This is a genomic window from Streptomyces sp. NPDC036813, from assembly GCF_055609245.1.
Window position 1 is genome coordinate 25,449 of the sequence record NZ_JBVJPV010000001.1, and the last position, 12,665, is coordinate 38,113.

At 74.8% G+C, this 12,665-nt stretch carries 7 protein-coding genes; 6 read left to right on the forward strand and 1 reads right to left on the reverse strand.

Annotated features, from left to right (window positions below; genetic code table 11):
- Positions 1-259: 259 nt before the first annotated feature.
- The 3 genes from ACZ67Q_RS00110 to fxsT are packed head-to-tail and all read left to right on the forward strand — an operon-like array spanning position 260 to position 7,333.
- Positions 260-1,753, forward strand: a complete 1,494-nt coding sequence (locus ACZ67Q_RS00110; RefSeq protein ID WP_471174528.1) for a VMAP-C domain-containing protein — start codon at positions 260-262, stop codon at positions 1,751-1,753.
- The gene (locus tag ACZ67Q_RS00115) at positions 1,750-2,799 is read left to right on the forward strand and encodes an AAA family ATPase (RefSeq protein WP_471174530.1); all 1,050 of its coding nucleotides are present in this window, start codon (positions 1,750-1,752) and stop codon (positions 2,797-2,799) included. Before ACZ67Q_RS00110 ends, ACZ67Q_RS00115 begins: the two co-directional genes overlap by 4 nt.
- Before the next feature lies 1 nt (position 2,800).
- Entirely contained in the window at positions 2,801-7,333 is a 4,533-nt protein-coding gene (gene fxsT / locus ACZ67Q_RS00120; protein ID WP_471174532.1) for an FxSxx-COOH system tetratricopeptide repeat protein, read from the forward strand.
- A 702-nt stretch (positions 7,334-8,035) separates the two neighbouring features.
- Here the strand turns inward: fxsT and ACZ67Q_RS00125 are convergent.
- Positions 8,036-9,340: a cation:proton antiporter gene (locus ACZ67Q_RS00125; RefSeq protein ID WP_471174534.1), complete on the reverse strand. Its 1,305-nt coding sequence runs from the start codon at positions 9,338-9,340 to the stop codon at positions 8,036-8,038.
- A gap of 151 nt (positions 9,341-9,491) precedes the next feature.
- Between ACZ67Q_RS00125 and ACZ67Q_RS00130 the strand changes: the two genes are divergently transcribed.
- The 3 genes from ACZ67Q_RS00130 (at position 9,492) to ACZ67Q_RS00140 (ending at position 12,167) form a co-directional block, all read left to right on the forward strand.
- Positions 9,492-10,703, forward strand: a complete 1,212-nt coding sequence (locus tag ACZ67Q_RS00130; protein WP_471174536.1) for a hypothetical protein — start codon at positions 9,492-9,494, stop codon at positions 10,701-10,703.
- Positions 10,700-11,836 (forward strand): effector-associated domain 2-containing protein, encoded by a 1,137-nt coding sequence (locus ACZ67Q_RS00135; RefSeq protein WP_471174538.1) that lies wholly within the window; start codon positions 10,700-10,702, stop codon positions 11,834-11,836. Before ACZ67Q_RS00130 ends, ACZ67Q_RS00135 begins: the two co-directional genes overlap by 4 nt.
- A 100-nt stretch (positions 11,837-11,936) precedes the next feature.
- Positions 11,937-12,167: a hypothetical protein gene (locus ACZ67Q_RS00140; RefSeq protein WP_471174540.1), complete on the forward strand. Its 231-nt coding sequence runs from the start codon at positions 11,937-11,939 to the stop codon at positions 12,165-12,167.
- Positions 12,168-12,665 lie beyond the last annotated feature (498 nt).

Genomic DNA, 12,665 nt, shown 5'->3' on the forward strand with positions numbered 1-12,665 from the left:
GGTGAGACACACGGCCGGTTCACCGACCTGCACACGGCGGTTACCAGCCGCGTGGGCGATCGGTTCCGGCCAGGTCGTCCCCGCTGGGGCGGTCCTGGCCGGAGATCGTGACGCAGGTCCCGTTCGTCCCTGGTTAACCGCTGGTGGCCGTGCTAACTTCGCTGGTCGGTCAGGCAGGTGAACCGGCTCAGGGGGAAAGTCGGTGAATACAGGCGCGGGGTCGGTCGGACCCGAGGACGCATCCGGGCACGCGCAGGGCGTGGGTCTGCTGTTACGTCTCACCGACGCACTGTGCGAGCTGAGCTGCATGGAGGACGCCCAGGGGCGCGTCCAGTTCGCCGGCATCCTCGGTGACCATCTGCGCCGCCCGATCGACCTCCGCGGCGTCAAACAGCGCGAGGACGTCGTCACCCTGGTGCGCGCCGCGCTGAACATCGAGGGCGGCGAGCGCGTCCTCGTGGGTATGGTGCGCGTCTTCGAGGGCGGCCCGGCCGGCGACCGGCTCGACCGGTTGCTGGAACCCGCCGCCCCGCCGGTGGAGGACGACCTGCTGCCCGGCCCGCTCACCCGCGTCGACGAGAACAGCGCCCGCGCCGTCCTCGCCAAGGGCGAGCTGCCCGCCGGCCGGCTGCGCGACGACCTCGTCCAGGAACTCAACGGACTCTTCCTCCCCCTCGGCCTCACCCCCGACCAGCTCTTCGGCTACGTCCTGGAGTGCAACGCCCAGCCCGACGGCCTCCCGCCCGCCGTGCTCCTCCTCGACCGGGCCGCCGCCCTCGCCGCCACGCCCGCCCACCGCACCGCCTTGTCCGGCTGGGCCGACGACTGGGCCCGCCGCGCCGGTCTCACCGCGCAGCTCGGACAACGCCGCGCCGCGCGCCCCGCGGCGGCCGGAGACCCCGACATCCCGCGCTGCCTCATCGTCGCCGTCGAACCCGCCCGGGACGGCACCGGCGAGGTGCTGGTGCGCCCCTGGCTCAACACCGTCCCCGGCCACTGGGACCCGCTGCCCTGCGAGCCCGTCACCACGACCCTCGACGGCCTCGGCCCCGCCGTAGAAGCGGCCCTGCGGCAGGGCGCCCGGCTGTGGACCGTGCCGCCCGAGCCGCATCCCAGCGGACGCCGGCCCCCACCGCCGTACGTCGAGTTCGTCCTTCCGTACGACCTGCTCAACCACGATGTGGCCGCGCTGCCGTACCGGATCGGCGACGGGCGTCCGCTCGCGCTCGGCACCCGGTACGGGATCCATCTGCGATCCCTGGAGCGGATGCGCTCGCGGGACGGGGCGGTGCGCGAGCAGTGGCAGCAGCGCTGGGACACCCTGCGCCACGGCGGCGTCGGAGTGCACCACTGGAGCGAACCGGACGCCGAGCGGCTCGACGCGTGGCAGGCCGAACTCGCGGGGGAGACCTCCCACACGGCGGTCGTGCTGGACGCCCCGGACACCGCGCCCGCGCTGGAGGCGCTCAAGGCCGCCATCGCGGAGGGCATAGGGCTCGCCATCTGGGACCGCAGGGGAGTGTTCCCGGAGGAGCGGCGGGAGGTCGTGACCGCCGTGTTCGCCGCCGTGCCCACCCCCGCGCAGATCCCCGCCGTGGTGCACCGGCTGCGGCAGAGCGCCGCCCGCCACGCCCAGGGCCCCGGCCGTCTTCTCGGCCGGCACATCGGCTTCTTCTGGGACGATCCGACCCGGCTCGTCGACCTTCAGACCCCCGATCCCGGCGATCTCGCCAGCGAGGAGGCACCGGCATGAGCGCGCAGGAGCACACGGCAGGCGGCGGCTGGCGCGTCTTCGACGCCACCGGCCGGCCCCCGGCCGACCCGCCCCCCTTGCCGGAACCCCCGCCCTGGCGCCGGTTCCGCGGCGGCCCGCCGCAGCCGGCGCCGCCCGACGACCCCGAGGCCGCCCAGCGCCGCCTGGGCCCGGGCGACCTCGCCCCGCAGCTCGACGCCGACGAGATCGACGTCGTCAACGCCGCGCTGGTGCTGCGCAGGCCCCTGCTGATCACCGGCCCGCCCGGCGTCGGCAAGTCCACCCTCGCCTATCTGATCGCCCGCGAACTGGGCCTCGGCCGGGTGCTGGAGTGGAACATCGTCAGCCGCACCACCCTCAAGGACGGCCTGTACGTCCATGACGCCATGGGCCGCGCCCAGGCGATCGCCGCCTGGCAGGCCGCACTGCCGGGCGCCGATTCCCCGCCAGAACCAAGAGAGAGTCAACTCCCGCCTCAACTGGGTGACTTCGTCACCTTGGGGCCCCTGGGCACCGCCCTGCTGCCCTACGATCGTCCCCGGGTGCTGCTTGTCGACGAACTCGACAAGAGCGACATCGACCTGCCCAACGACCTGCTGCACGTCCTGGAGAACGGAAGTTATGACGTCCCGGAGCTGGTGCGCGACGCCGCCGACACGGCACGCGTCCACACCAGCGACCCCGGGGGCCGCGCCGAGGTGCGACACGGGCGCGTGGAGTGCCGGGAGTTCCCGGTCGTGGTGATCACCAGCAACGGGGAACGTGAGTTTCCGGCCGCTTTCCGGCGCCGGTGCCTGCCCCTGGAGATGCGTCCCCCCGGCCGCGAGCGGCTGCTGGCGATGATCGAGGGACACCTCGGCACCCGGCCCGAGGGCGCCGAGGAGCTGGTGGAGGAGTTCGTCCACCGCGTCCAGGCGGGCGGCACCCACAGCCTGGATCAGCTACTCAACGCTGTCCAGATGACTACGGCGGGTGGTTTCCAGACCGATGGTGGCGGGCGTAAGCTCGTCGAAACGCTGCTCCGCGACCTCGCGAAGGGCCGCTGAATTGACCGGTAGGGAGCGCGCATCCGGACTGGGCGACGGCGGACCCGTCATGGGGTCGTCGTCGCCTCCTTCGGCGTTCCCCGAACCGGAGCCCTCCCTGCCGCACTGGCAGGAGATCGCCGACGCGGTGTGGCTCGCCGCGCACTGGACCCGGCACGAGCCGGACCCCGGCCCGGGACCGGCTCCCGGCCCGGAGTCGGACCCCGGTGCCCGCCCGGACCGCACCCCCGTGGACGCGGCGACCCCGGCCGAAGACCCCTCGGTCGCCGCGCCCCCCGCCGAGGACCTCGCCCGCGACGCCTCCTCCGCGCTGCCGCCCGAGCCGCCCCCGCCCACACCGGCCGACGGCGACCCGGTTCCCGGGCCCACGACCGGCGAAGCGGCCCGCGCCACCCGGTTGTTACCCGACCCCACCGGCACCCGCACGCTGCACCTCGGCCGCCCCCTGCTGCCCGCCGACGAGCCACCCCAGCCCGGACCCGGCCGGGCCACCGCCCTGCTCGCCCGCGCCCTGCACCGCCTCGCCCGCCGCATCCCCTCCCGCGACACCCTCGAACTCGACGAGGAGACCACCGCCGAACAGGGAGTCGTGGACGGCATGTGGCTGCCCTTCCTGCGCCCCGCCCGCACCTGCGCCTTCGACCTGGTGCTCCTTGTGGACGCCGGGCCGACCATGCGGATCTGGGAGGACGCCGTCGCCCGCCTCGCCGAGGCCGCCGAACACAGTGGCGCCTTCCGCGGGGTGCGCACCGTCCGTGTCACCGTGCCGCGCACCGGCACCGCCACCCTGCGCTGGCCCACCGGGCGGGAGGCCGCCGACCCGGCCGAACTCCTCGACGGCCGCGGTGGCCGCGTCTTCCTCCTCGTCACCGACGGACTCGCCCACGGCTGGGCCGCGCCCGCCGCCGACACCCTGCTCGGCCGTCTCGCGCACGCGGGCCCCACCGCCGTCGTCCACCTGCTGCCGCCCCACCTGCGCCACCGCACCTCCCTCAACCCCTACGACGCCACCCTGGAGGCCGGCGGTTTCGGCGCCGCCAACGCCTCACTGCGGCACTGGGCGCCGCCCGGCGGCCCCGACCCGCTGCGGCCGCTGCCCGCCGCCGGCGACGGCGCCGTCCCCGTGCCCCTGCTGTCGCTGCGCCACGGCTCCCTCGCCGCCTGGGCCGACCTCGTCACCGGCGAACGGGGAGTGCGCCGCGCGCTGCCCGTCGTCCTGGCCGGCACCCTCACCAAGGGCGCGCCCGCGCCCGGACTGCGCGCCCCGCGCTTCCCGCGCGCCGCGGCCGCCGCCGTACGCCGGTTCCTCACCCTCGCCACCCCCGCCGCACGTGCGCTGGCCACCCAACTGGCCGCCATTCCCTTCGACTTCGACCTGGTGGAGCAACTGCGCCGACGCGCCATGCCGGAGACCCGCCCCGACCACCTCGCCGAGATCCTCATGGGCGGGCTGATCGACTGGGACAGCGGCGAGGACCACCCCGAGTTCGCCGACGGGGTGCGCGAGGCGCTGCTCGCCACCACCACCCGCTCCCAACTGGCCCGCACCGTCAGCATGGTGGGCGATCTGCCCGCGGCCGGGGAGCGGGGCGTGGCGCTGCGTGCCGCCCTGCGCGACCCCGGCGGCGCCAGGCTGCCCGACCCGGCCGCCCGCGGCTGGGCCCGCAGCGAACTCGCCGTCATGCGAGCGCTGTCCGGGCCGTACGGCGAGCGCGCCCGGCGCATCGAACCGTGGCTGTCCCCGTACGGCGACCGGCCGTACGGCGACCGGCCGTCCGGCGACCGGGCGTACGCGGACGGGCCGTCCGGCGACATCAGTACGGCTGAACGGGTGGGCACCGGTTTGTCGAATGCTTCACCCGCTGCGGTGAACCAGGGGGACGCGGTGCTCGCTCCCCCGGGTCCGGAAGGCAGTGATCCAGCGTCGACCGAACCCGAGACCGCTGGAGACCACGTGAGCCTGGTGACCGACGCTACCCAACCACAAGCCCCGGAGGCTGAACCGCTCATGCAGAGCACCACGACCGCGACGCCGGCCCTCCTGGTGAACGTTCCGCTCAGGAACACCTCGTTCGTCGGCCGCCGGGCGCTGCTCAGGGCCGTGGAGGAGCAGCTCAGCGCCCAGGACACGACGGCCGTGCTGCCCAACGCGCTGCACGGCCTGGGCGGTGTCGGCAAGTCCCAGCTGGCACTGGAGTACATCTACACCCACCAGCACGACTACAAGGTCATCTGCTGGATCCCCGCCGAGCGCGAGAGCCTCGTCCTGGCCGCGCTGGCCAGCCTCGCCGCCCAGCTCGGCGTGGCCCCCACCGGTCAGGACAGCGCCGCCGCGCCGGCCGCGAACACCGCCGTGCCGGCCGTCCTGGAGGCGCTGCGCACGGGCAAGCCGTACGACAACTGGCTGCTCGTCTTCGACAACGCCGAGGACATCGACAAGGTCCGCAACTACTTCCCGACCAACGGGCCGGGGAAGGTCATCGTCACCTCCCGGAACCGCGGCTGGGAGCGGGTGGCGACCTCCCTGCCGGTGAACGTCTTCGAGCGCGCGGAGTCCGTCGAGCTGCTGCAGAAGCGCTCGCCCGACCTGAGCACCGAGGACGCCGACCGCCTCGCCGAGGCCCTCGGCGACCTGCCGCTCGCCGTCGAGCAGGCGGGTGCCTGGCGGGCGGTGACCGGCATGCAGGTCGACGAGTACCTGGACGCCCTCGCGCAGCGCAGCCCGGAGATCCTCGAACTCGACCCGTCGCCCGACTACCCGGTCTCCGTCGCGGCCGCCTGGAACATCTCCCTCGACCGGATCCAGGAGAAGAACCCCGGCGCCCGTCAACTCCTCGACATCTGCGCCAGCATGGCTCCCGAGCCGATCCCGCGCTCGATGCTGCGCGGCAGCCGCGGGGTGAGCATCACCTCGGAGGTCGACCCGCTGCTGCGCGAGTCGATCAAACTGAACCGCGCCATCCGCGACCTGAGCCAGTTCTCGCTGATCAGGGTCGACCCCCGCTCCGACACGCTCCAGATGCACCGCCTGCTGCAGACCGTGCTCCTGGCCAAGCTGGGAGCCGACGAGCGCGAGCAGATGCGCGACGCCGCCCACCAGCTGCTGTCGGCCGCCAAGCCCGGCCAGCCCGGCTCGTCCCTCGAATGGCGCGCGTACCAGGCGCTGCTACCGCACGTGCTCGCCTCGCAGGCCGTGACCAGCACCGACGACTACGTCCGCGACCTGGTCGCCGACACCGTGTGGTTCCTCTACTACTGGGGCGACCACGAGGGCGCCGCCGCGCTCGCCCGGCAGGCGTGGACCGCCTGGGTGGCCGCCTCCGGCGAGGAGGACATCCAGGTCATCCGGATGGTGAAGTGCTTCGCGTGGCTGCTGCGCCAGATCGGCGAGGTCGGCGAGTCCATCCCGCTCACCGAGCGGGCCCTGGAGATCTCCCGGCGCATCGACGCCGAGCCGGAGGTCCTGATCGACTCCCTGTGCGAGATGGCCGACGCCTACGGCTACCAGGGGCGCTTCCAGGAGGCCCGGGAGGTGGCGAAGGAGGCGTACGAACTCGCCCGCTCCCTGTTCGGCACCGACGACCCCATCACCCTGCGCGCGACCCACTCCTACGGCGTCGAGCTGCGGCTGTGCGGGCAGTTCGCGGAGGCGCTGGCCCTGGACCAGGAGAACGCCCGGCTGCGCGACCTGCTGTTCGGGCCGGCGAGCTTCTACACCCTGAACACCCTCAACGCCCTCTCCATCGACATGCGCGAGCGCGGCGACTATCCCGGCGCCCGCGACTTCCAGGAGGACGTGCACCGGCGGGCGCGCGACACCATGGGGGAGGAGCATCCGCTCACCCTGCGCATCGCGCGCAACCTCGCGGTGTGCCGACGCCGTGACGGGGCGCTCGGCGACGCGGCGGAGCTGGCGAGCCAGACCCTGCGCCGGTTCACCAGCCGCTACGGGCAGGACCACTTCGACGCGCTGGCGACGGCGACCAACGTCTCCGTCGACCTGCGCCTCGCCGGTGACCTGGACGGCTCCCGGCAGCTCGCCGAGGTCACCCTCCTCCGCTACGAGCAGCGGCTCGGCAAGAACCACGCCTACACGCTGCTGACCAAGGCCAACCTGGCCGCCACGCTGCGGGCACTCGGGGCGCTCGACGAGGCGCAGGAGCTGGAGGACGACGCGGCGCGCAGGCTCGCCGAGACGGTCGGGTCGCGGCATGTCACGGCCCTCACCGTCGCCCTCGGCCAGGCCAACACGGCGTACGCGCGACTGGACTTCGAGCGGGCGCGTGAGATCGACGAGGCCAACCTGCCGCTCCTCACGGAGGTCGCCGGGGAGATGCACCCGCTGACCCTGTCCTGCACCGCCAACCTCGCGCTGGACCTGCGTGGCCTGGGCCGCGGCCGGGAGGCGGACGAACTGGAGCGCAAGGCGGTCGACGGCTTCTCCGGCGGTGTGGTCCGCCCCGACCACCCCTGGCTCCAGTCGGCCCGCAAGCGCCGGCGCATCGAGTGCGACATGGCCCCGATGCCGCTGTAGCCTGCCGGCGGCCTCAGCGGGATTGTCCGGGGCGCGGCCCCGGACCCCGGCCGCCCCGACCGCGGGTGGCCTGCGGCCGGGCGGGTGGCCTCCGGCCGGGTGAGGGCGGGGGTGTGGGTGGCCTTCGGCCGGGCGGGGGTGGGGCGTGGTTGGGCTTCGGCCGGGCTGGGGTGGGGCGTGGTCACCTTCGGCCCATGGGGTCGGTCCGGTGCTGTGGTTGATCTCGGCCGGAGCGGAGTTGCGTCGGCCTCCGGCCGGGCGGGGTGGGGCGTGATTGGCCTTCGGCCGGGGTGGGCGGGGGAGCGGGTGGCCTCCGGCCGGGCAGGGGCAGGTGTGGTTCGCCTTCGGCTCATGGGGGGCGGGCCGGGGTTGTGGTTGATGTCGGCCGAGGCGGACGGCGTTGGCCTCCGGCCGGGGCGAGGATCGCGGTCGCCCCCGGCCGGGTGACGGTGGGCGGCGAGGGTGTGTTCGGTCTCCGGCAGGAATAGGCCGGGTCAGGGGTGGTCCCCGGCGCGGGGGCCGTCACGGGGGCGGTGGCCGCTCGGGCGGCCGCGTGCGGGCTGAGCAAGGCACCGTCGCCCGCCGCCCCCGGCCAGCGCCGGTCTCCGCCTGCGGCGCTGGCGCGACTTGTGTCGTCCAGGGCCGCGATGCGGTGCCCGCCGCGGTGGGTGCCCGGCTGGGGGCCCGCGCCCTTCGGAGGGCTCACGCTCCCGGGAGCGGGGTCTCCGTCGGGTTCGGGTGGGTGGGGTCGGGGGTGTCGTCTCGGGTCGGGCCGGGGCGGGACAGACGGCCGACCAGGTGGAGGAGTGGCTGGGTGAGGAGCGTCGTGGCCAGGGCCATGAAGACCAGCACCGTGTAGAGCTGTTCGCTCAGCAGATGCGCCTGGTAGCCCGCGTTGAGGGCGATCAGCTCCGTCAGGCCCCGCGTGCTCATCAGGACGCCGACCGTGCGCGCGTCGTCCCGTTCCAGACCGCTCAGCCGTGCCGCCGCCGTACTCGGACCGACCTTCGTCACCACCGCCAGTACCGTCACGACCAGCAACGCGGTCCAGCCCGTCGTGTTCATGGAGTTCAGCGCGACGGACTGGCCCGAGACGACGAAGAAGAACGGCAGCAGCAGCGAGCTGACGTCGTGCAGCGGCCGGACCAGGTCGGGATCGAGCGTGCCGTCCGGCTCCCGCGGCAGCACCGCACCCGCCAGCAGCGCGCCGAAGATCACGTGCAGGCCGAGATAGTGCGTCACCCACGCCGACCCCAGCGCGAACCCCAGCAGCAGCGCCATCCGCAGCGACGGCTCCATCGCCGTGCGCCACAGCAGCCGGCGCAGCAACGGCCGCGCCACGAGCGGCATCAGCGCGATGAAGCCCACCGCGAGCAGCGCCCGCCACTGCCAGGCGAGCGTCTGGTCGCCGGCGCCGCTGTTCAGCAGCGTCCCCGCCAGCACGGTCCACCCGAGCACGTCCAGCAGCCCGGCCGCGGACACCGCGACCACCCCGGGCACCGTGCGGGCCAGGCCGTTCTCCCGCACTATGGCCGTCAGCACCGGTACGGCCGTTATCGACAGGGCGACCCCGGCGAACACCACCACGGCCGGGGAGAGGTCGCGGGGCATGCCCAGCTGCCGCAACTGTTCCCGGAACAGCAGCGCGCAGCCCGCGCCCACCGCCATCGGCACCACGAACGCGGCCACCGCCACGGCCACCGCCGACCGCGCCCGGTCGCCGAGGATCCGCAGGTCCAGTTCGTACCCGACCGAGACCAGGAAGACGACGAGGGAGATCTGCGCGAAACCGGTCAGCGCCGGTGAGATGCCCTTCGGGAACAGCGTGTCGTGCATCCCGGGCGCCACACTGCCCAGCAGTGACGGGCCGAGCGCGATGCCCGCGGTCAGCTGGCCCACGATGTAGGGCTGTCCGAGCCGGCGCGCCAGCCAGCCGGCGGCGTGCGCGGCCACCAGGATCAGGGCCGAGGCACCCACGATGTGCAGGACGAGCGCGTCAGGGCTCATGGTGTCCCCCAGTGGTCCGGTGGGCCGGGCCGGCAACCCGGCCGCCGACGGGGATCGCACACGCTCTCGACCCCAACCTCCTTATGATACTGGTAACTTGACGTACCAGCGGCAGTCGTACAGGGCGCTGCACCAGTGTCACGGGGGGCACATGACGGCGGTCGTCTTCATCCATGGAACAGGGGTTCGCGAACCGGGTTTCTCCGAGACGGCGGGGCGCGTCGCGGCCGGACTGACCGCGCTGCGCGACGGACTACGCATCGTGCCGCACTACTGGGGCGGCACGCACGGCGCCACGCTCGCCGCCGGCGGAGCGAGCCTGCCCCCGGCCACCGGCACCACCCGCGGCCTCGCCGAGGCGCCCACCGCCGGCCCGGCCGAAGGACAGCACGAGACCGCGAGCGCCGCGGACCCCGGCGACGACACCGCCGCCTGGGCCGCCCTGTACACCGACCCGTACGCCGAACTCGCCCTCGCCGCCCAGCAAGCGGCGGCCCGGACCGCCGAGCGGCCCCCCGGCTCCGTACCGCCCGCGCAGAAGCTTCAGGCGCAGCTCGCCGCGCTGGCCGCCCAGGGCGACGCGCCCGCCGCCGAGCTGGGCCCCGGCCTGGCCCGCGCCGCAACCGACCTCGCCGCCCACCCCCTGCTCGTCCCCGCCGCCGAGGCCCTGGACCCCGACGACCTCGCCGCCGTCGCCGCCCGCAGCCTGACCGCCCGCGTCATCGCCGACGCCCTCGACGCCGACACCCCGCTCGTCCCGGTCGGCGACACCCGTGACGACGTCACCGACCGGCTCGCCGAGGCACTCGGTGCACCACCCCGCGGCACCGGGCGCGGTGTGCGCTCCCTGCTGCTGCGCACCGCCGGTTCGGCGGCCTCCCGCGCCGTCCTGCGTCGCCGGCGCGCCCTCACCGAGGCCGCCCACCCCGCCGCCGGGGACGTGCTGCGTTACCTGACCCGCGGCGCCGCCGTCCGCGCCGGCCTGCGTTCCCTCGTCGAGGGCCTCGAGGAACCCGTCGTCCTCCTCGGCCACAGCCTGGGCGGCATCATCGCCCTGGACACGCTGATCTCCGCCCCGCTGCCGCAGGTGCGGCTGCTGGTGACGGCCGGCTCCCAGGGGCCGTTCCTCTACGAGTCGGGCTCCCTGCCCACCCTGGAACACCCCGCCCCGCTGCCACCCCACGTCCCCGCCTGGCTCAATCTCTACGACCGCCGCGATCTGCTCTCCTACCTCGGCGCCGGTCTCTTCCCGGGCCGCGTCGAAGACGTCGCCGTCGACAGCCGTCAGCCCTTCCCGGCCGCGCACAGCGCCTACTGGACCAATCCGGCGGTGTACCGGCACATCGTGGACCGCCTGCCGTGACCGGTCCGTCCCCGCACACCCCGGGCATCGACCCCGCACGCGTGCACGCCCTGATCGTCGGCATCGAGTCCTACGGCGCCGGTCCCGCCTGGGACCTGCCCGGGCCGGCCCGCGACGCGGTCCGCTTCCACGCCCTGCTGCGCGCCGCCGGCGTCCCGGAGGACCAGCTGCGCCTGCACCTCGCGCCGTTGCCGCCCTACCGTCCCGGCGTCCCGCACGCGCCCGCCGACCAGGCCACCCTGCGCCGTGCCCTGGTCCAGGAACTGCCGCGGGAGCAGGGCGAGGTGCTGTGGGTGTGGTGGGGCGGTCACGGGGCGCTGGACCGGTCGGGGCATCTGCGGCTGTTCTGCGCGGACGCCACCACCGCCGACAAGCTCGGCATCGACCTGGACTCCGCCCTGGAGCGCTACCGCAGCGACGCCGTGCCGTCCCTCACCGGGCAGTTGTGGGTCGTCGACGCCTGCGAGACCTTCGAGGAGGACCTCGCGCTGCGTGAGCCGCTGCCGCCGGACGCGCTGCCCGTGGGCCGGCGCACCCTCGTGCACCGGCAGACCGTGCTGCGGGCCGCCGGGCGCGGCCGGGCCGCCGCCAACGACCCCGTGCGCGGCACCGGACTGTTCTCCGACGTCCTGCTCGGCCTGCTGGCCGAAGACGCCCGGTCGCTGCCCGCGCCGCCCGATCCGGAGGAACTGTTTCCGGCCGTCCGGGCACGCATCGCGGCTCTCAGGGAAGCGGGCCGAACCCTGCAGTATCCGGAGATCCGGCTGCAAAGCCCCGAGCGCGGCGAAATCATCGCCCCGGCGCCGCCGCCCGCCGCGCCGCGGCCGCCGTCCCCGCTGCAGCGCGCGGTGGACGCCCTGCTGGCGTATCCGCTGATGGCCGACCCGGTGGAACGGCAGATGGTGGTCGGCGCGCTCGACCCTCGCGTCACCGGGACGCTGGCCCGTCACACCCGGGCCCGCACGGACGCCGTGGGGCTCCTCGGCGGGCTCGCCCGGCAGGGAGAGCAGGCCCTGTGGCAGCTGTACGACGCGGTCGTGTCCGTCGACGACGACACCGAGCGCGCGGCGGAACTGGCCGAGGCGCTGCGGGAGTTCGGCGCCTCTTCGGGGAGCCCACGCGGTCGTGGATGATCGGGTGGCGTGATCGTATGGTTTTCGACCGGGGCTGGAATGGCCATGATGGAACAGGACGCGGGGCATTGCGTGCCACCGTGCGAGAAGGGGGAGCATCTTGGACCAGCCGCCCGCTCTGCAGCACGCCGCAGCCGTCCGTGATCCGGACCGCGCCGCGGGCGCCCTTGTCTGGGAGTCGGATCTGACGGACGTCGCCGCGCTGCCCTTGACCGCCGTGGACGAGCTGGCGCCGCTGTCGTCCACCGCCCGCCTGCTCGAGGAGGTCCTGCGCGCCCGCGGCGGCGTCAAGGGCGGCAGCGACGGCCCCGGCGGCGCCCGGGCCGAATAACGGCGGCGGGGCCCCAGTGCCGTGCCGGAGGAGCGGCCGCGCGAGCCGAGCAGTCCCGCGTAACGAACCGCACGCCCGAGCGGCGCCCGAGCCGAGGAGCCGTATGGTGCCGCGCAAGCGCCCGGACCTTGCAGCCGCCCGGTCCACGCAACCACCCGGCCGGGTAGCGACCCGGTCCGACGAGCTGCACGGGGGGCCACGCGGTCGCCGAACGAGGAACGGGAACAGGGACCAGGCGGTCGCGGAACGAGGAGCCGTACGCAGCCGTCGGGGCCGGGCACCGCAGGGGAGGGAACGGCCATGCGGAACGAGGAGCCGCACCGGACCGGGCAGCCACCCCGCCGAGGCACCGCGCTCACCCGCGGTCACCGGCCATCGCGCCCCACCCCGCGCCGCCGCCCACCCACGCGGCTCTGCGCGCCCCCGCCCCTGGGCCGGCGGCGGCCTTGCCCACCGACCGGCTGGCGGGACGCACTTCTGCCCGGCCGCCCCCACCAC

Coding starts and splice junctions, on each gene's coding strand:
- ACZ67Q_RS00130 (WP_471174536.1), top strand. CDS start 9,492: ATGACGGCGGTCGTCTTCATCCATGGAACAGGGGTTCGCGAACCGGGT.
- ACZ67Q_RS00115 (WP_471174530.1), top strand. CDS start 1,750: ATGAGCGCGCAGGAGCACACGGCAGGCGGCGGCTGGCGCGTCTTCGAC.
- ACZ67Q_RS00125 (WP_471174534.1), bottom strand. CDS start 9,340: ATGAGCCCTGACGCGCTCGTCCTGCACATCGTGGGTGCCTCGGCCCTG.